This is a genomic window from Enterococcus alcedinis, assembly GCF_014635985.1.
Classification (GTDB): domain Bacteria; phylum Bacillota; class Bacilli; order Lactobacillales; family Enterococcaceae; genus Enterococcus_I; species Enterococcus_I alcedinis.
The window spans coordinates 207,194-226,597 of record NZ_BMDT01000002.1; the positions used below are offsets into that span (position 1 = coordinate 207,194).

Below are 19,404 nucleotides of genomic sequence, written 5' to 3' on the forward strand. Positions count from 1 at the left end.
TCTAACGAAATTTCTGATAAATGACTATTCCAAAAGGTACTTAAAATATGTCAATTCATAACTTGCTGTTGATCGATTCTATTATCAAAATCACCAACAAACTATGAGTTCATAGTATTCTAATTGTTTTTTTCGTCATTCAGAATTAGATCATGAGCATTCAGCCTCAAATAATACGAGACAAAATGATCGTTTATTTATGTCATTTTGAACTTTATATATGTTTTTTCGTACTCAGACGCTAGGATTCGATTGGATGGATGTGTTACTATCAAAGAAATAACGAAAGCAATGAGGAGGTGCGACACATGAGAGAAGTCTGGAAACACTTTAACCTTTCGCCAGATAATATCGTGCTATCTGAATGTGGGATTCAACAGTTTTTACCCGGTCAAGGTTATAGTTATGTCGTGACAGAAAATTTCGTCTTGCATTATATCGAGTCTGGGCGAGGCTTCATCACCATTAATAACAAAACCTACTACTCGGATGATTTTAACGGTTATATTTTGAGAAGAGGCCAAACCGTGACATATAGCGGCGACAAAATTAATCCTTGGAAAACCTATTGGGTCGGGATTACAGGAACCCATTTCAAAGAGTTCCTCAAAAAATTACAATTAAATTCGATCGATACCCTTTCTTTTAAAAATGATAGTGAGGTCATCCAAATCATTCAAGATATTTGTAAAGAAGCCCGTTCTGAAGCGGAAGTTTCTATTTTTAAATACAAATATAAAACGTATCAATTACTTCTCGCGCTTGAATCAGAATTCAAACAAGAAGATTTTCTTGATTTTGACTATGAAAAAGATATGACGGTACAAATTTATGACTATATTTGTAAAAACTATTCGAATCAGCTAACCATCAAAGATCTTTCTCAAAAATTTTCGATGAGCCGTAATAGCTTATTCGCTAGTTTTAAAGAAAAATACCAAATCACGCCGAAGCAGTTTATTCTAGAACTTCAAATGAGTAAAGCTTGTCAATTATTGAAGGAAACGACTTTGCCGATTGGTAACATTTCTGATTTAGTTGGTTTTCAAGACTATTTTGTCTTTTTCAAAGCATTTAAGAAAATGATGGATTTAAGTCCCAGTGACTATCGAAAGTCAGACATCAGTAAAGAAATCCACGAAAAAAAATAAACCCCTGCACCGGTAGTGATACTTAACGAGAACAAAAAGATAAGGTATACTAGGAGTGACCAGTAGATAAAGTAGGTGAAATACATGGGTAAATATCAACTCGATTCAAGAGGTAAAGCAGCAGTCACAAAATTCCACGAAAAAAACGTGCCGGAAAAAAACGATAAAAATGCACGAATTAAAGCATTACGTGAGAAGCATTTGAAAACTGTCGCGAAAAAAGAAGAGAATAAATAAGAAAAAAAGGATGTACGCCATGATCCCAACTCTGTCTAAGAAGTTGGTTCATTGAGTACATCCTTTATTTCTTTCGTTCTATCTGACACCATTCAAAATCCAACGTGTCCGCAAACGAAAATCATTGATTAGTTCTTCTGTTGTCCAGTTATTCACCATAAAATCAGTGATGGCATCCATGACGAGTGCCATAATGAAGTATAAAAAGCTAATGGCTTCTTCGGAATCATTGATGTTAAATTGATTTTGAGCAAGTAGCTCTTTCCATTGGATAACCATCGGTGAGTCTTTTGCTAGCGGTTCTCGCTTGGCATTCGACAAGAGATTGGTTTGTGTGCATAATTTCAGCTTTTTCCAATGATCATCGTTGGTATCTAGCTCGCTACACCACTCGAGGTAGCGTTCGATACCTGAGAAGAAATCACTTTGATCTTTGTAAATAAAAGTCAGGATATCGCCATGAATTTCTTTGGCACATTCTTTGACGGTATAAAGATAGGCATCTTCCAAATCAACAAAATATTTGTAAAAAGCACCCCGAGAAATCGCTGCTTCTTCGACAATTTGAGCGACTTTGACTTGGCTAATCGGTTGGTCGTAAAAGATGTCTAGTAATACGCTATCCATTTTTTTTCGTTTCTCAGATTTCAGGTGAAAGAATGTTTCACTTGGCATGTACTTCTCCTCCTCTTCTACGAATCCTCGCTACCCCTTATCTTATAACGTTTTCGCCTGTTTTTCCAGTCTATTCATTACTCAAAAGTCTGTTTCTTCAATTAATTGACCATCTTCCATCCGATAGACGCGATCGCTCCATTGAATCATTCGAGCATCGTGGGTAACCATGACGGTCGCTTTTTTCTTTTCGTGCGCTTCTTTAACTAACAGTTTTACGACTTCATAGGCATGATCCGTGTCTAAGCTAGCAGTTGGCTCATCGGCTAAAATCAAGCTCGGGTTGTTAAATAATGCGCGTGCAATCGCCACTCGTTGACGTTCCCCACCGGATAAATCTCTTGGATATTTGTCTTGTAAATCGAGAATATCTAATGAAGCCAACAGCGCTTCGATTCGTTCTTTTTCCTTTTTTTGTTTAGAAACTTTATCGACTAAATAAAATTGTTCTTTGACTTTTAAAAAGGGAATGAGATTCGAACTTTGCAAAATAAAGCCGATATCTTTGAAGCGTAATTTGGCACGTTGTTTTTCATTTAAACTGGTAAAGTCTGTTTCATTAATCAAAATTTCGCCTGAAGTTGGATTTTGCAATCCACCGGCAATCGTTAAAAAGGTACTTTTCCCGGAACCTGATGGTCCGATAATACTAATGAACTCGCCTTCTTTCACTCGAAAATCGAGTCCTTTTAATGCGGTTATTTTAGTCTTATCTTTCCCAAATGTTTTCACAATTTGATTCATTACGAGTATGTCTTTCATTTTTTAGCCCCCTATCGCTGAAATTGGATCTACTTTTGTAACGGTACGAATCGAAAATAGTCCGCCTAAAACCGCAACAATGATTAAGATGCCGCTATATAGCAACCATTGTGTCAAATCAAAAGCAAACGGCATCGCACTTGGTAAAATCAAACTCGTGCCATACGCTGCGACAAAAGAGATGCTGACACCTATTAGTCCGACGATAAATGACTGAGCGATGATTGATTTGGCGATGAATGCCGTGCTAATCCCTTGAGCTTTCATTACACCAAAAATAGCCGTTTTTTGTAACGTAATCACATACATAAAGATGCCGACAATCGCAGTTGCGATCACAAATAAGAAATAAATCATTGAGTTTAAAGTTAAGTTTTGAGCCGAAAAACCAGGTAAATTCTCAATAAAGTCGTCCGTTGTTAATGTCGTCAATTGGGTACCTGTTTCGTTATTGACGGTCGCGTTACTTTCTTTAGCAACCACAATATTAATTGGTTTTTCTTTTTCAGAAGCAAACGGTTGGTCATTGTATTTTAGTTTTGTCCACGTATCAAGCGACGTATAAATGACTGGGGTCACCGTATAATACGTCTCAGGGAAAATACCGACAATCGTTAATTCTTCATCAGAACGACCAATCTTAATCGCATCGCCTATTGCAAAACCTTCCTCTGCTAAATTCTCAGAAATAATCACTTCATTTTCTTTGGCAAATCGTTTACCTTCTAGCATTTCAGGAAGTAAGAAAGCCTCTGGGTCGGTCCCAAAAACAGATGCATTGATTTTTTCGTCTTGACCGATGACAACACTACTGTAAAGTCCGATGCCAGCTTTTTCAGTCGCATCAACTCGTTCGATATCACCTCTGGTTAACTGGGATGCCGCAAAGGTTTCATTGGCATCTTCGGATAAGACAATCGTTTGCGCGTCCCAATCGACGATGACTTGCTTAAATTCCCAATTCAATCCTAGTGCTAATCCCGACAGGATAAAGACCACGTAAGCGATTAAAAACATGATGCCTACGATTAATCCGTATCTTAATTTTGAATACCGCATTTCTTTTAATGCTAAAAACATACTACTAGCCCCCTATTTCTATCTGGTGACGAAATGTCACTTTTGAATCATAACATAAAAAGTGACGATTTGTCACTTACGAAAGATTATTTTAAAAACATCTGAATATTTGTCGCTTTAAAAGCTATAGAAATACTTCACTATTTTTACCTATTGGCTTAAAAAATAATGCGCTTTCTTTCACATTCTAGTGTATACTAGAGCAGTCATAGTAAATAATAAAGGAGAGAATTTTTATGGAACACACTCTAGTAACAAGCAAAAAACTAAAAAATAGATGGTTAATTGCGCTCTCTGGAGTTTTATTGCACTTATCTATTGGTTCTGCTTATGCATGGAGTATTTACACCAACCCAATTAAACAAGCGAGTAGTTGGTCAGAGGGGCAAATTTCTTTTGCCTTTAGTTTGGCGATTTTTTGTTTAGGTTTTTCAGCAGCCTTTATGGGGCATTTGACCGACAAATATGGGCCACGCATGACCGGAACGATTGCATCGGTTTTCTTTGGTGCAGGAATTGCCTTGACTGGATTGGCGATTAGTATTCAATCTTTACCCATGCTTTATTTGAGTTATGGTTTAATTGGCGGTATCGGTTTAGGTACCGGTTATGTCACACCCGTTTCAACCATGATGGCTTGGTTTCCAGACCGTCCAGGTTTAGCTACAGGAATGGCGATTATGGGATTTGGATTTGCGACATTAATCACAACGCCAATTGCTGAAATGTTAATGGCAAACATTGGTCTAACCAACACTTTCTATGTACTAGGTATTAGTTATTTTGTAATTATGTTCTTATCTTCGCAATATTTAGCAAAACCGCCTGTTGGTTGGGTTCCTGAAGGATTTAAAGAAGATAAACCAAAAAAAGAAGAAAAAGTAACGACAACAGGACCTACGCTAACAGCTAATGAAGCCATTAAAACAAAACGCTTCTGGATGCTATGGGTCATGTTATTCATCAACATCACTTGTGGAATCGCTTTAATTTCTGCGGCTGCACCATTAGCTCAAAAATCGACCGGCATGACCGCAGGACTGGCAGCTACAATGGTCGCAATTATGGGCTTATTCAATGGTGGTGGACGTTTTGCTTGGGCAACAATTTCGGATTATATTGGTCGTCCAAATGTCTTCACCCTTTATTTTGTCATTGATGTAATCGCATTAATCGCCCTTTACTTCACACGTTCACCGATTGCATTTATGATTTTAATTTGTATCGTGATGACTTGTTATGGCGGCGGATTCTCAGCTGTCCCTACCTATATTAGTGATATTTTTGGCAACAAATCAGTTGCCGCTTTGCACGGTTATATTTTGACCGCTTGGGCATTAGCTGGTATGGCTGGTCCAATTTTACTGTCATGGATTACGGATATATCAGGTTCTTATGCAACAGCGATGCTTGTCTTTGCAGGCATGTCAGCCGTGGCACTTGTATTATCACTCCTAATTCGTCGTGATATCGCAAAATATGCCGTTAAATAACTTTCATTAACAAAAACCACCACAAAAGCTTCTTCCCGATGCTTTTGTGGTGGTTTTTTTGATTAAATTTCTTTGTACTCAAGTGCGAGCGCTCGTTGAATAGCCGGTCTTTTTCCGATTTTCTCTGCCCATTTGATTAGATGCGGATACTCTTGTACTTGTAAAAATTCACCGGCATCGCCATACATTTCACCTTGGACTAAGCGACCGTACCACGGCCAAATCAACATATCAGCAATCGTATAGGTCTCTCCTAGCATATATTCTTTATCGGCTAAATGTTGATCCAATACATCCAATTGACGTTTGGTTTCCATTGCATAACGATTAATTGGGTATTCTTGTGCAAAAGGGGCGTAATGATAAAAATGCCCAAAACCGCCACCAACCAAGGGTGCTGCACCTGTTTGCCAAAATAACCAGTTCATCATCTCGGTTCTTTTCGCTAACGTTGTCGGGATAAATTGTTGGTATTTTTCAGCTAAATAAAGCAAAATCGAGGCAGATTCAAACACTGGTAACGGTGGATTGACGGAATAGTCGACCATCGCTGGAATTTTTGAATTCGGATTGATTTTGACAAACTCACTACCGAATTGCTCCCCTTTCATAATATCGATTCGATACAAATCATATTCGGCAGCTGCAACATTTGCCTCTTTTAATTCTTCAAGTAAGATGGCAACTTTTTGTCCATTTGGTGTCCCAAGTGAATAGACTTGTAACGGGTGTTTTCCGATAGGTAGTTTTTGTTCAAAGCGACTACCAGCTGTTGGTTGATTCCCAAATGGATTTTTCTGTGCTGGATTTTCTTGCCAAACTTTCGGTACTTGATATTCTGACATACGATCTCCTCCTTGTCTTTTCAGTATAGAATGAGACGGTTTTTGTGACAAGGAAAGCCACTTGATCATTCGGGTATGCTGGATAATGTTTCTCCTTTGTCTCTAGGCGAGGTCGCTGGTGATAATCATCCCTTACTTGATTTTCTTATCATGAAATGACAGGACTGATGTCAACAAAAAGATACCCTTACAATTCGATTGCAAAACCTTAATATTTGTCAATCTATTTCACATCATAGTATAATAAACAATCCTCATTTTTCATGATACTCGAGGAAATTTAAAGAGAAAAGTGGGAAGTACATGGAATTGAAAAAAGGGTTTGCCGAATTTATTGGGACGTTTGTTCTCGTTCTTTTCGGAACAGGAACAGCAGTTGTCACAGGTGGTGAAGATGTTTTAACGATTGCGATGGCGTTTGGTTTATCGATTATTGCAATGGCTTATTCGATCGGAACAATCTCAGGGTGTCATGTGAATCCAGCAGTTACAGTCGGTATGTGGGTCAATAAACGTATCGATACAAAAACAGCGGGTATTTACATCGTCAGTCAAGTATTAGGTGCTATTGTAGCGACAGCAACACTATTATTTATTTTAAACAGTGCAGGTCTTGAAACAAGTAATCTTGGTCAAAATTCAACCGCGACTGTTGGCGTACTTGGTGCTGTCATCATTGAAATTATTTTAACTTTTGTCTTTGTGACAGTTATTATGGGTGTGACAGGTAAAAAAGGCGATGGGAAATTTGCTGGTTTAGCGATTGGTTTTGCTTTAGTTCTCGTTCACTTATTAGGTATTAAATTGACAGGAACGTCTGTGAATCCTGCCAGAAGTTTATCCCCTGCTATTTTTGCTGGTGGCGATGCACTCAAAGATGTTTGGGTATTTATCGCAGCACCTTTAATCGGTGGCGTCCTAGCTGCTATTTTTTCAAAACAAGTCTTAGATTCAGAAGAATAAAAAAATCCAAACAGTTTGCTATTACTCAGGCAAACTGTTTGGATTTTTTTACTTTGGTCGCACGGCAATTCGTAAGACCGTTTTATTTTTTTCTGGCGCGACTTTTCTAGGGTCACTTAAATAGATTTCTTTGTGTGTCGGACTAAGGCGCTCCAAATCATTTGCCTCACAAAAGTCCGTCATTTTTTGAAAGGTTTCCGCTTCCGTATCATATGAACCAAGGTGAAGGGCTTGAACGACGAGTCCTTCTTCGATTGTCTCAAATTCAATCACAGCAAGATGTGGATTGGGTTTGCTTTTGGCGACGCGTTCAATGGTTTCTTGTACAAAATCTGCACGCACGAAATCCGGTTGACGAATCATGAGCTTAAAGGTTAAGTGCTCTTTATCGAACTGTCCATTGGCTTGATATTGCTGAATGCCTTGCTCATTTAAGGACCAAATGCCTTCTAAAGGATAGACGGTGTATTCGTAATAACCATTCGGCACAATGCCTTTTTTGGGCGCCATGCGAATGCCATAGGCCACCGAATACAAGGCTCCTACGACTTCGGAAAAAGCCTCACTGTTAGGATTACCCGCACCAACCAAGGTCAAAAACTTTTGTGGTGGGATCGCTATTTGCACGGGCTGTTGCTTCGGTAAATACAGTTCTTTTTCTTTTTTACGCCATTCATACTTCATTGCTTTTTTCTCCTTTACGCACGTTATGTTATACTTATTTTAACAATCAAAAGGAGGTCTGTCATGCAAATTCGTACCATTCACCCCACTGATTATCTTGCGGTTGATTTATTAATTCGTGCAGCTTTTACTCCAACTGCATTCGGTTATGGTAATGAAGCCGAGCTGGTGGAAAAAATCCGCTTAAGTAAAGAGTACATCCCTGAACTTGAACTTGTTGCTGTGAAAAATCAGATGATTGTCGGCCATGGCTTATTAAGCGAAGTGTCGCTTGTCCATGAAAAAGATCAAACAATTGGACTCGTTCTAGCCCCTTTAGCGATTTCGCCTGATACACAAAAACAAGGAATTGGTAGCCAATTGATGCACGAACTTGAAGCGCGAGCGCAACAATTGAACTATCCATTTATTAGTATTTTAGGGCATCCAGATTACTATACGAAATTCGGTTACGTGCCGGCTGAATATTATTTAGTCAAAGCGCCTTTTGACGTACCGACAGAAGCCTTTATGATCAAATCGTTAACGAAAGATGGACTGAAAAAACGTCCAGGAATGATTCAATACCCGAGTGCTTTTAATGAATAATTTGAAAAACATTTGATCTACGGATGAAATGTTTTTTTCAATTCTTCCCATAAGATACGATACGCTTTTTCATAAAGATGGATGCCATCACTCGTCCACTCTCTTTTTAGATGCCCTTTTTCATCGCTCAAAAGAAAATTGACATCGATTGTCTGATAATCATATTGTTTCATCAGACTTTTGATTGCGACATTTGCTTCCGCAATTTTTGCATTGGTCCGATAAGGTATAATATCTGTTAACCATGGCTGCGTCTGGGCTAAATCATGCATTTTTGACTCGCATACAGGATAAAAGGCTAAAAAGGTCACTTGGCTTTCTGGCAATTTTTGTTTGATTTGATTGAGTATTTGTTGATAATTGGCGAGTAAGTGATCCAATTGATAATCGGCTTGATTGAAATCATTACTACCGATGTTGAGCACAATTTGTTTGGGCATTAAATCAAAAATCAGCGTATCGATGACCGATAGAAAAGCATCCGATGTCGCACCGCTCCATCCTCGATTCAAAACTGTACCATTCGTCCAGTCTTCTACTGGAAATTGCTCCATTAAAGAAGAACCGGTAAAGACTATTTGAGCACGCTCTTTTTGTTGATTTTCTTTTTGATAACGCAGAATCGTTGTTGGGTCCATTCTTTCACCTTTTTTCGTTTATTTCTCTCTATCATAAAAGGGTTCCTCGCTCAATACAATCGATTCCTCTAAGAATCAAGCCTCTCTTTTATTTGTTTTGAATTTTACATCACAAAATAAATCACGAACAAATCAACAATCCCTATTGTAATCCATTCCTTCGCATGATATTATGTGAATAATAACACAAATAAATTTTTGTAGGAGGCTCTCATGAAAAAAACAAATTTATCCGCAGTGATTCTTTTAGCCAGTCTAACGTTAGCTGCTTGTAGTCCAGATGCACCAAAAACTGGTGACTCAGCAACGATAGAAAGCACACAAGTTCAGACGGAAGCAAGTGAAAGTCAAGCGGTAACTGAAACAAATATCACGATTGCAACAGGTAAAGATACTAGTACCGAAATTCCAGCAGAAGGTACATTAGTGATGCGCCAATTATATACGGCACCACACGGTACAAAATCATTTGCTGCAGTGAATGTTTTAATGAATGGTGATAAAATTGTCGACGCGCGTTTGGATGAATTCCAATACTTAGCTCCAGGCGACTTTACGGGTGTACCGAACTCAGATGGTGGATTTGGTGAAGCCTTTCCTACAGATACAATTTTAGCAAGCAAAGAACAAAATGATGCGGCTTATTCAGCAATGATGGCTGAAAAAGCGGGTGCCACTCAAACATGGCAACAAAGCATCACGGCAATTACTGATTTCACAAAAGGAAAAACCGTTGCTGAATTGGAAGATACGGTCAAAGCTTTAGAAGGTCTTAGCGAAGGTGAAAGTCCAGCAGATGTCATTTCTGGTGCGACATTCACAGATTCACTTGGTTACTTACAATCGATCATTGATGCAGCAACAGAAGGTGCGGTTTCGATTGGTGCCAAAACATCTGCAACTGACTTTAAAACGGCACAATTGTTAGGCGCACCACATGGTGATAAATCATTTGCTATGACAACCGTAGCCCTTGAAGGCGATAAAGTTGCCGCAGTCTTTGTCGATGAATTCCAATATGTCGATGCCGCAGCATTTGGTGGCGTGCCAAACTCAGATAGCGACTTCGGTCAAGGCGTTGCCGACGGACTCGTACTTGCTTCAAAAATTGCGAATGACGAAGCTTATTCAGCAATGATGGCTGAAAAAGGTGGATCAACCAATGCCTATGCAGCGAACATGAAAGCCATCCAAGACTTTACAATTGGCAAAACAATTGCTGAATTAGAAGCTACAATTGGCGAGCTTGATGCTTTAGGTGAAGAAGATAGCCCAGCAGATGTGATTTCTGGTGCAACTTTCTCCGACTCAAAAGGTTATTTACAAGCGATTATCGATACAGCGAAAGAAGCGAAGTAATGAAAAAAAAGGTGTGACAAAAGTCGTTTTGCTCTGAGAAACTGGAGGTAAATTCGAACAATTGGGTCTTTCAATTGCTCGAATTTAGTGAAGTTTCGAAAAAGAGCAGACTTTTTTCACCCGTATATCTATCAAACATTCGTGCGAAAACAAGAGGTTGTGACTTACGTCACAGCCTCTTGTCTTTTTATTTTTAGACCGTTAATTCAAGTTGATTGCCTTCTGGATCGAGTGCCACGCTCTCATAGTAGCCATCGCCGGTCGTTCTCGGACCGTTAATAATTTGGTAACCATCTGCTTTTAGGCGGTTGGTTAAAGTATCGACCGCTTCTTTGCTCCCGAGTGAGAAAGCGATATGGGCAAATCCTAAGGGATACAAACTGTTCTCGCCTGAAATTTCAGGGCGTGTCATGATTTCTAAGCGTGCACCATTTTCAAATGAAAGAAAGTACGATTGAAAACGGGTTTTTGTATTTTGATATTTGGCTCCGGCCTTGCAATCAAAATAGGTTTCATAAAATTGACGAGCGCCTTCCAAATCTTTGACAAATAAACCAATGTGTTCGATTTTCATAGGAAAAACTCCTTTTCAAATAGTGTAGCACGTACGGACAAAAATGGTTATTTAAAATAAGTAGACGCGTAATCACCCGCTCATTGACTCGTAAATAACTGCTGTTCTTCCAATACGCGTCCTTGATCCATTTCGTGTACGGTGTCACATAAGGCTTCGATGTCTTCTGCGTAATGCGAAGCAATTAAAATCGTCTTACCGGATGCGCGCAATGATTTTAAGAGCTCGCGAATTTCAATGACACCATAGCGATCTAGGCCATTCATCGGTTCATCAAGTAATAAAATTTCGGGGTCTTCCATGATTGCTTGAGCAATCGCCAAACGATGACGCATGCCGAGCGAATAGCTTGAGACAGATTTCTTTTCGTCCGGATTCAGTCCTACACGGCGAATCGCGTCCTTAATTTGTTCATCTGTCAATTTTCTTTTAATTGAAGCTAGTAGTTTTAAGTTTTTAAAGCCACTCATCGAACCGATAAACCCTGGATTTTCAAGAATAATCCCCATGTCTTGTGCTTGCGAAACCTTGACTGCTTGACCGTTGATTAAGATTTCGCCTTCATCGGCTTTCATAAAACCACAAATACATTTAAACAAAACTGTTTTCCCTGAACCGTTTCGACCAATAATCCCATGAATTTTCCCTTTTTCAAAAGATAAATTGACTTGATTCAACGCGATTGTTTCTTTAAATTTTTTCGTTAAATGGTTAATTTCAATGGCGAACGTCATTTATTTTCCCCCTTTAAAGGTATCGATGTCTTTGTGAATAAAAAGTTGAGCGGAACCACCCAGCAATAGGAGATTCCAAAAACCGTAATTTATAAGAGCAAATGTGATTGACGGCAAGTTCCCTTGATGAGCCCAATCCAGATAGGTCAAACTCACCCAAGAAACGGGTGAAAAGAAAAAGATTTGATCGCCAAAATTTAAGCGTCCAAGATAGACAGAAAAATACGCCAATGAAATCAGTGCCCCTGCCACAATCATCCCACTATTTTTACCAAGCATTAAATTAAAAAATAACAGAATCGCTGCAATAAAAAGTGTTCCTAACCAAAACAATAAAAAGCCAATCATCATCGCTTGTATTGGGCTAAATTCCGCCATGACGATGGCAATTGGTTGAAATTGTAGGCCGATTTCTCTTGGTATTTGGGAAATTTGCTCTGTACTAAGTACCTCTAGAACACTGCCCCATTCTTTCGTAAACACGACATTTGGCAGCAAAATCACAATCGACCCAATGACATAAAGCAAAGTGTAAAGAAAACTTGAAAGAATCATATACAAGATTTGGCCTAAAATCCAATTCCTACGTCCCGTACGAATCGATAGAAAATCGGTGTGGGCATCGATAAAAGGGGCGTGTCCGTAAAACAAAAGCGCGGTTCCTCCAATGATAAAAAATAAGGAAGGGTTTTGGATGAAAAATGGAAAACTCCAAGGCGACACGTCTTGTTGCAAATAGTTAGCCAATTCTTTTAACGGTGAGAAAGTATAGTATTGATAGATAAACATAATGGCTAAAACAATATAGACGCGAGGATTGAAAGTAATCTTGTGAAAATTCGTTTGGGCACTTAACCAAATCATTCTGAAACTAGCCATTTAACACCCTCCCTTTGATACGCCAAATCGTTATTTGTCCGAATATGAGACAAAATAGTAGCGTCACAAATGCTTTGATTAATAAAGACTGGGTCGCATCGATTCCTCCATAAACGGCTGCAATCCAATACAGCGGGTCGATCACCATTGGTAGCTGCATGTTTGACGTGATTCGTAGGAGTGAAAAATAAATAATCATTGGCGCAGCAGCCGTTGTAAAAGCATTGGGTACAAAACTAGAGAAACAAACCGCACCCACCGCTACAAACGCGCCAACAAACCCTTGATGCGTCAAATAAAAAAGCGCGCCTTTTAGCGCCTCGCCTTGGTTGACCAACATGTCATACGCTTCGTAGGAAGAGGGATTCACAAAAAAGGGATATTTGATCCATAATAACAAAAGAAAAAGTCCAATTCCTACAAACAAAGTGAAAAATCCAGTCATTGCGGCTACGATCACTTTTGTTAAACTGTATTTGGTGACACCGGAGCGAATCACAAAAAAAGAAAGGGCATTTTCTTCGACTTCTTTGGCATAACTTAAACCGTAAGCAAAAATCGGTAAGATGGTCAAAATGGTACTCGCCATGCCACTGCCTTGTAAAGCAAGACCCATGAAATACCAAACAGAGCCATAAGATTCATTTTGCAACATGCCACCAACCGCGACAAATAAGAGAAAGGTGACTCCAAGACAGCTCACAATAAAGCTTCTAGAAAACAATCCACGTTTCAGCTCGCTTAGTAATAAGTACTTCATTCTTCAATCGCCCCCTCAATGATTTTTCCTGTTTCCGCATTAAACATAAATATTTGATATTTCGGGTATTCAAATGACTGTCCATCCGCGCTTTTAAAACGAGTTGTTTGCCACGTTGTCAGTCGCCAAACAGGGATAAGTTTGATGCCTTCTTTGTCAAAGACAGGTAAGTATTCTAAATCCAATGATTCCATGTGTCGATCAGCCAATAGCAACTGCTTTTCAAATGACGCTAAAATGATTTCAGGTGACAAAATCGATACCTTTGTCAATTCGCTCCTTTCTTGCATGAGATACCTTGCTTCAATTAAAATCGCACCTGCTTGCGTGTAAGTCACGACGACTTTCGGTATTAAGCGTGGATGCGTGGCCTCGGCTGTCCGATTCTCCCACTCTTGTGTCACTAATGGCATGCCTGCGATTACTTGCTGTAAATGAAAAATATACGCTTCATCTTTTTCCGTCGGTAAACGAACAAATTCCTCTTGTACGGTTGAAGATGCGATTTGCTCACGCATTTTTTCGGTTGTTAATGTGTAGGTCACTTCTTCCCTCAGTGTGATCTCTTCTTCAGATATTTTTTGGAAAACGGCTTCAATCGCTGCCGATGCTTGTTCTTTCGTAGCAAACGATAAATCCATTGGCTGTTGGTAGTCATCTACCTGAAAGTCAAATTCTTGATAAAAAGAAAGGTCACTTAATTGTTTAGTTACGTCCATTACACTTAAACGATGATAGGGAAAGGACTCTTCTGACAGTTCCATTTGATAACTAAAGCCCCCATTTAATCCGGTTTTTGTACCGAAAGCTTCGCCATCATCATAAATCATTAAATATTCTCCTAATTCTGTGCGATAAACCGGTCCTAGGGCAGTAATCTCAGTAGTCGTAATCGCTGTTTGTAAAATCGTCTCTTCTAACGATGCCATTGAAAAGCGTATTGGTTCAACACTAAATGTTGATACTTTTTCCGGATAGGCGATCGTTTCTACGTCGAAATCGTAGATCAATTCATACTTAACCATTGTTGGGCTTTCCTTTGCGCAACTACTCAACATGAATAACATGAAAATGAAGACAAACCGCTTGATACTTTTAGCCATTTTTTTATCTCCTTCCCTTTCTTATTTCCAGTTTAAAGAAAGCGGATTCGTTCGTCCTCTGTATTTTGTGCAATTTTTCTTTTATTTGTCTATTTTATTTGATAGACTACAGTTAAATTAACTTAAAGGAGCATAAAAATGAATATAGCGAAGAAAAGTAGTTTTCTGCTGATTTGCGGCAATTTTGTATTATTTATTTACACGACTTATTTGTTGAATGATTTTTTACAATCCTTTTACGTTTCCGTATCGCAGCAAGTTTTATTACTGAATTTTTTCGTTTTTCTTTTTAGTGCGTTTATTTTTATGCGCAGCCGTACTTTTAACCAACAGACGTTTCTTTATCTGTTAACGACCATCCTGTTAGGCTGGACGCTTAACTTCTATCCTTTATTTTCTGATGAATCGCTGCCTTACATGATTGCTCTCGTCGCACATTTCTTATTACCTTGTGCTTTTTTGTTGTTATTTCAGACGTTCACAAAACAGATCAATCGCATCTGGCAGTTGATTAGTTTATTTAGTCTTATCTTAGTTAACCTCAATAATTATGATCGCCGATTTGATCCGTGGGATTTATTGTTGTTATTTTTCTGGTGCGTATTCTTTTACTGGCAAGCTCGTAACAAACAATCTCGTTCCGAACAAAACGCGCAAAAAACCATTTTACTCCTGCTAACTTTGACGCTTCTTCTTTCTTTTTTGTTCCGACTATTACCGTCCTTACTCACAGATACGTCTCTCGTTTTGCCATTCTTTTTTCAATTCTCCGAAGGTCCAAGTTCTTTCTTGTTCTCGCTCATCCCGATCGTTGGGATTGGTTTTCTTGTCATTCAAAAAAAAGACATTCACTTTCATTTAGACATCAAAGATTACTTGGGGAAACTTGGGTTGGGTCTTTTGTTATTTGGGGCGATTCTCTGGGGTTCTGTTCAGCTATTAGAAATTCCATTACCCAAATTATTGATTATCGCAACCGCATTTTACGGTCTTTATTTCATTTCTGTCGTCGTTACCCAGCAAAAATTTCTCGCTCGCTTTACCAAAACAACCGACGCGCAAAAACAGTTGGCATTGGATGAAAAAATGGTGCAAGCAACTACGATGGATTTGCTCGAAAACACGATTCAACGCTTACTCGAAAAAGGATTCGACGCCGATGGGGTATGCCTCATTTGGAAAGGTTCCAACCAATTTTTCATTCGACATAAAAGTGGCAGCTTAAAACACATTCGTCTGTCGAAAAAACTGAAGGCGGAACTGCAAACGCCCACCCATCGTTTTACGTATCAGAATCAAAGGCTCTATAAAAAAGTGCTATTTGGGGACTCGCAGACGCTCGGCTGGCTCTTAGTCAACGCTCCTTCCACGCCCGATTTTTCGATGCTCGATGAACTGCTACCGGCTTTATCCTTTAGCCGAACCGCTCAAGTCAAACAACAGCCGCTCATTCCAGAGTATTTATCATTGTATCAGGAACAATTGCAAGGCATCGCCTATCTCAAAGAAATGGAAAAAGTGCGAAAAGAATTGTCTTATTACTTACACGATGAGGTTTTGCAAAATATTTTAGCCATCAAAACGTTATCCGAGTCTACGAGTGCCACCGATGAGGATACACAGTTCACACTACAAAAAATCAGTATCCATTTAACCCAAATGAACCGCGACATTCGTGAAAAAACATTCGATTTATATCCTAGTATATTACTCGAGTTGCCTTTTAAACAAAGTATTCTACACCTGATTCATCAGTTGCAACAGCGATACACAACGGAAAAACTGCCGCATATCACCACGAAGATTGATGATGCGGTTGAAGTACAACCAGCCATTCGTTTTACCATCTATCGCATCCTAAAAGAATTGATGCATAATGCAGTCAAACATGCTAAAGCAACGACTGTGACAATCACGATTGAAGATGCTCACGGCACCTTGCACTTTAGCGTAGAAGATGATGGTATTGGGATGACACAACCTAACAGGTTAAACGAGCAACTCGGCTTACGCTCCGTCACGCAAGATGTCCACAGCCTAGCGGGCACTATCACCTTCTTGCCTCGCTCGCCCAAAGGAACAACCATTCAAATGGCTTTACCTAAAAGGAGGGAACACGATTGAAGATTTTTCTGTTTGATGACCACGAATTGTTTGCTCGTAGCATTCAACTCGCCTTGCACCCCACTTTCCCTGAGTTAGAAATTTACACACAAGCACACGATAGCTTGGCTGTTGTGCAAAAGGGAAAACCTGAAATTATTTTGATGGATATTCATTTAAATCATAAAAATGGACTCGATGAAGGACGGCTGATTTTAGAACATTTCCCAAAGCAAAAAATGATTTTTTTATCAGGATATGATCCGATTGAGTATATCGAAAGCGCTAAAAAGATGGGCGCTAAAGGGTTCCTCAGCAAAAATGGTTCGTTAGAAGAATTAATTCACAGCATTCAATTGGTAGACCAAGGACACACTTGCTTCCCAAACTATCAACCTTCGCTCGACCCACTAACAGATCGAGAAAAACAAATCTTACAATTAAGTGCGCAAGGATTGTCGCAACAAGCAATCGCCGATCAATTAGGCATTGGGCGTCGGACAGTCGCGAGTCACATCCAACACATTTTAGAAAAATTACAAGTCGGATCAACCATTTCTGCCGTTATGAAAGGCATCGAACTCGGACTCATTCGAATCAATATTTAATGGATGATAAAAAAATAGCTCGCTTATTTTTCAACGATCATTGAAAAATAAGCGGGCTATTTACGGCATTCCAATAAACGATTTGTTATACTTAATAAAACAAGTAAAGTGAGGACTTTTGTATGCACGTCATTTCTATCAAGCAACAACCCGAATACGCTGAGCGCGCGATTCGGTATTTTCAAAAACAGTGGGCGAGTGAGGAATCCATGAAGCTTTATGAAGACTGTATTACCCGTTCGATCACTTCGCCTTCTTCCCTGCCACAGTGGTATTTACTCATGGATAACGATACGATTATTGGCTGTGCCGGTCTAATCGTCAATGATTTTATTAGCTGGGGCGATGTCTGGCCGTGGCTTTGTGCGCTCTATGTAGAGGAAGCTTATCGTGGGCAACGGTTGAGTCACTTACTGATTGAAACGATTCAAGCAGACGCCGCAATGCTGGGCTTTACGAATCTTTATTTGTGTACCGACCATCTGGATTTATATGAAAAATTTGGTTTTAAATATTTAGGGACAGGCTATCATCCTTGGGGTGAAAGCAGTCGCGTCTACGGTAAGTCACTCACTGAATGATTCCTCAATAGCTGTGATTGTTCCTGTACCGACTGGAAAATACATCTCTTGATTGGTATAAGGCAAATCGTGTAAAAGATGGAAAATAATATTAATCACACCGCCGTGCGTAACGATTAAAACATCGCCGGTGGTTTTTTGTGCTTGAATATTTTCCCAAGCCGCTTTGATCCGTTCATAAAAATCGTTGGGACTTTCACCATCTGGGTATGTCTCATCCATTTTTAGCGTGCGATAATACAGTCCGGGATAATCGATCGCCGCTTGACTGTTTTTCATGCCAGCTAACTTGCCGTTGTTCATTTCACGCCACTCTTTTGAAAGTAGATAAACAGGTGGATTGGTTAAATAACTTGTGAGAATGTCAGCGGTTTGCTTTGTTCGAGGCAAATCACTGACAATTATTTTCTCGAAAGTATGTTGCGAGAGTTGTTGCCCTAATGCATGGATTTGCTGAATCCCTTCTTCAATTAATCCTTGTTGCGACCAACCACCACGAACACTTTTGTCGTCTTGTCCATGTCGAACCAAATAAATCGTCATTTATTGCCACACTCCTTTTCATTTGTTAATGCTTTTAATAAACGCTCGGGCGCTTGAATAATGGATAGTTCCTTACCTAAAAACCGCAACCAATTGACCGTTTCTTCGAGTTGTTCATCTGCTTCAAATGCCAACCAACATCGGATTTCCCCTGTCATTTGATAAGGGTCTAGGTAAGCTAACTTCATTTCAAAGGGATGGTACTTGTGGTATTGGGCGATGGCTTTTGAGCCAAGGTGTAAGACGGTATTTTGTTGTCGTTGTTGCCTCGCTTTGTGTAAAACCTTTTTCGTTTGATACGTTTCGGCATTTTTTAAGATTTCGACGTTTGCAACCGTTGAAAAAGGAATCGCCTTCGTCTGAAAATCAGCTAAATCAATGCACGCTAACCACCACGTTTGGTTGTCTTTGTAGAGTGATTTCAAATAAATGTCGAGGTCTGGTAAATCGGTCCGATTCAATGATAAATAGCGATTTTGTAAAAGCGATTGAATCAATTGTTCTAGTAGTGGATCTGGAATATCCGATAATTCCAATAAATCGGGATTGTGTGGATTGGTTCCTTGAAAGAGTAATGTTTCGTTCAACATTAGTAAATCATCTTGCTGCGATTCGGATAAGAGTCCCATAATTTTTTCAGCTAGTGATTGCCGACTTTTTAGGAAGGGTAATTGTTGATTCCGGCTCGCCATAAAAGAAATAAAAAGAGCCTTTATTTCATCATCGGTAAAGCGAATCGCTGGTAACATCGCATTGTGTAAGACCGAATATCCACCATCTCTTCCAACTTCTGCGACAAGTGGCAAACCAAGACGTTCGATTTCTCGAATATCACGTACCGCTGTTGAACGGGAAATTTGGAATTCTGCCATCACTTCTGCGACGGTAAAATGACCACGATTATTCATAAATCGCATTAAAGTATTAATTCTTTCTGTTTTTTTCACTGTACACCTCGTTAAACGTGTCATTTTTTGATAGGATTCGGTTGTATGATATAAGTGTAAAACAAATTGCTTTTAGGAGCAAAAGAAAGAAGGCAAT

The 19,404-nt window shown here is 39.3% G+C and carries 22 protein-coding genes; 9 read left to right on the forward strand and 13 right to left on the reverse strand.

Going from position 1 to position 19,404, the window contains the following annotated elements:
• Positions 1-308: 308 nt before the first annotated feature.
• Entirely contained in the window at positions 309-1,151 is an 843-nt protein-coding gene (locus IEV09_RS03920; protein WP_188366972.1) for an AraC family transcriptional regulator, read from the forward strand.
• A gap of 84 nt (positions 1,152-1,235) precedes the next feature.
• Positions 1,236-1,388 (forward strand): hypothetical protein, encoded by a 153-nt coding sequence (locus IEV09_RS03925; RefSeq protein ID WP_188366973.1) that lies wholly within the window; start codon positions 1,236-1,238, stop codon positions 1,386-1,388.
• 78 nt (positions 1,389-1,466) lie between these two features.
• Here IEV09_RS03925 and IEV09_RS03930 read toward each other — a convergent pair whose 3' ends face one another.
• The 3 genes from IEV09_RS03930 to IEV09_RS03940 form a co-directional block, all read right to left on the reverse strand.
• Positions 1,467-2,063 (reverse strand): TetR family transcriptional regulator, encoded by a 597-nt coding sequence (locus tag IEV09_RS03930; RefSeq protein WP_188366974.1) that lies wholly within the window; start codon positions 2,061-2,063, stop codon positions 1,467-1,469.
• A gap of 81 nt (positions 2,064-2,144) precedes the next feature.
• Positions 2,145-2,825 (reverse strand): ABC transporter ATP-binding protein, encoded by a 681-nt coding sequence (locus IEV09_RS03935; RefSeq protein WP_188366975.1) that lies wholly within the window; start codon positions 2,823-2,825, stop codon positions 2,145-2,147.
• Between the two features lie 3 nt (positions 2,826-2,828).
• On the reverse strand, positions 2,829-3,905 hold the full coding sequence (locus IEV09_RS03940) for an ABC transporter permease (protein WP_188366976.1): 1,077 nt from the start codon (positions 3,903-3,905) through the stop codon (positions 2,829-2,831).
• Between the two features lie 236 nt (positions 3,906-4,141).
• Here IEV09_RS03940 and IEV09_RS03945 point away from each other — a divergent pair, with 236 nt between their 5' ends.
• Entirely contained in the window at positions 4,142-5,398 is a 1,257-nt protein-coding gene (locus IEV09_RS03945) for an L-lactate MFS transporter (protein ID WP_188366977.1), read from the forward strand.
• Positions 5,399-5,460: 62 nt separating this feature from the next.
• Here the strand turns inward: IEV09_RS03945 and yghU are convergent, their stop codons facing one another.
• Entirely contained in the window at positions 5,461-6,243 is a 783-nt protein-coding gene (gene yghU / locus IEV09_RS03950; protein ID WP_188366978.1) for a glutathione-dependent disulfide-bond oxidoreductase, read from the reverse strand.
• A gap of 303 nt (positions 6,244-6,546) precedes the next feature.
• Between yghU and IEV09_RS03955 the strand changes: the two genes are divergently transcribed.
• Complete coding sequence (locus tag IEV09_RS03955; RefSeq protein ID WP_188366979.1) at positions 6,547-7,206, forward strand: aquaporin; 660 nt, start codon at positions 6,547-6,549, stop codon at positions 7,204-7,206.
• A gap of 48 nt (positions 7,207-7,254) precedes the next feature.
• Here IEV09_RS03955 and IEV09_RS03960 read toward each other — a convergent pair whose 3' ends face one another.
• Positions 7,255-7,890: a GyrI-like domain-containing protein gene (locus IEV09_RS03960; RefSeq protein ID WP_188366980.1), complete on the reverse strand. Its 636-nt coding sequence runs from the start codon at positions 7,888-7,890 to the stop codon at positions 7,255-7,257.
• A 63-nt stretch (positions 7,891-7,953) separates the two neighbouring features.
• Between IEV09_RS03960 and IEV09_RS03965 the strand changes: the two genes are divergently transcribed.
• A complete protein-coding gene (locus IEV09_RS03965; protein WP_188366981.1) occupies positions 7,954-8,478 on the forward strand; it encodes a GNAT family N-acetyltransferase in 525 nt (174 codons plus the stop codon).
• A 17-nt stretch (positions 8,479-8,495) separates the two neighbouring features.
• Here IEV09_RS03965 and IEV09_RS03970 read toward each other — a convergent pair whose 3' ends face one another.
• Positions 8,496-9,116 carry a GDSL-type esterase/lipase family protein gene (locus IEV09_RS03970; protein ID WP_188366982.1) on the reverse strand — a complete coding sequence of 207 codons (621 nt, stop codon included), beginning with the start codon at positions 9,114-9,116 and terminating at the stop codon, positions 8,496-8,498.
• Between the two features lie 213 nt (positions 9,117-9,329).
• Between IEV09_RS03970 and IEV09_RS03975 the strand changes: the two genes are divergently transcribed.
• Complete coding sequence (locus IEV09_RS03975; protein WP_188366983.1) at positions 9,330-10,475, forward strand: peptidoglycan-binding protein; 1,146 nt, start codon at positions 9,330-9,332, stop codon at positions 10,473-10,475.
• Positions 10,476-10,668: 193 nt separating this feature from the next.
• On the opposite strand, the gene IEV09_RS03980 is transcribed toward IEV09_RS03975, so the two are convergent.
• From IEV09_RS03980 to IEV09_RS04000, 5 genes are all read right to left on the reverse strand, one after another.
• Positions 10,669-11,049: a VOC family protein gene (locus tag IEV09_RS03980; protein WP_188366984.1), complete on the reverse strand. Its 381-nt coding sequence runs from the start codon at positions 11,047-11,049 to the stop codon at positions 10,669-10,671.
• Between the two features lie 80 nt (positions 11,050-11,129).
• Entirely contained in the window at positions 11,130-11,783 is a 654-nt protein-coding gene (locus tag IEV09_RS03985; protein ID WP_188366985.1) for an ABC transporter ATP-binding protein, read from the reverse strand.
• Positions 11,784-12,662 carry a hypothetical protein gene (locus IEV09_RS03990; RefSeq protein ID WP_188366986.1) on the reverse strand — a complete coding sequence of 293 codons (879 nt, stop codon included), beginning with the start codon at positions 12,660-12,662 and terminating at the stop codon, positions 11,784-11,786.
• A complete protein-coding gene (locus tag IEV09_RS03995) occupies positions 12,655-13,422 on the reverse strand; it encodes a hypothetical protein (RefSeq protein WP_188366987.1) in 768 nt (255 codons plus the stop codon). The genes IEV09_RS03990 and IEV09_RS03995 overlap by 8 nt, the downstream gene beginning before the upstream one ends.
• Complete coding sequence (locus IEV09_RS04000) at positions 13,419-14,525, reverse strand: hypothetical protein (protein WP_188366988.1); 1,107 nt, start codon at positions 14,523-14,525, stop codon at positions 13,419-13,421. The genes IEV09_RS03995 and IEV09_RS04000 overlap by 4 nt, the downstream gene beginning before the upstream one ends.
• Positions 14,526-14,663: 138 nt before the next feature.
• Here IEV09_RS04000 and IEV09_RS04005 point away from each other — a divergent pair, with 138 nt between their 5' ends.
• The 3 genes from IEV09_RS04005 (at position 14,664) to IEV09_RS04015 (ending at position 17,817) form a co-directional block, all read left to right on the forward strand.
• A complete protein-coding gene (locus IEV09_RS04005) occupies positions 14,664-16,649 on the forward strand; it encodes a sensor histidine kinase (RefSeq protein WP_188366989.1) in 1,986 nt (661 codons plus the stop codon).
• Positions 16,646-17,236 carry a LuxR C-terminal-related transcriptional regulator gene (locus tag IEV09_RS04010; protein WP_188366990.1) on the forward strand — a complete coding sequence of 197 codons (591 nt, stop codon included), beginning with the start codon at positions 16,646-16,648 and terminating at the stop codon, positions 17,234-17,236. Before IEV09_RS04005 ends, IEV09_RS04010 begins: the two co-directional genes overlap by 4 nt.
• 122 nt (positions 17,237-17,358) lie before the next feature.
• A complete protein-coding gene (locus tag IEV09_RS04015; protein ID WP_188366991.1) occupies positions 17,359-17,817 on the forward strand; it encodes a GNAT family N-acetyltransferase in 459 nt (152 codons plus the stop codon).
• Here the strand turns inward: IEV09_RS04015 and IEV09_RS04020 are convergent.
• Together IEV09_RS04020 and IEV09_RS04025 are read right to left on the reverse strand one after the other, a co-directional pair.
• Positions 17,803-18,360 carry a histidine phosphatase family protein gene (locus tag IEV09_RS04020; RefSeq protein ID WP_188366992.1) on the reverse strand — a complete coding sequence of 186 codons (558 nt, stop codon included), beginning with the start codon at positions 18,358-18,360 and terminating at the stop codon, positions 17,803-17,805. The genes IEV09_RS04015 and IEV09_RS04020 overlap by 15 nt on opposite strands.
• Positions 18,357-19,307 carry a helix-turn-helix transcriptional regulator gene (locus tag IEV09_RS04025; protein ID WP_188366993.1) on the reverse strand — a complete coding sequence of 317 codons (951 nt, stop codon included), beginning with the start codon at positions 19,305-19,307 and terminating at the stop codon, positions 18,357-18,359. Before IEV09_RS04025 ends, IEV09_RS04020 begins: the two co-directional genes overlap by 4 nt.
• Positions 19,308-19,404: the final 97 nt, after the last annotated feature.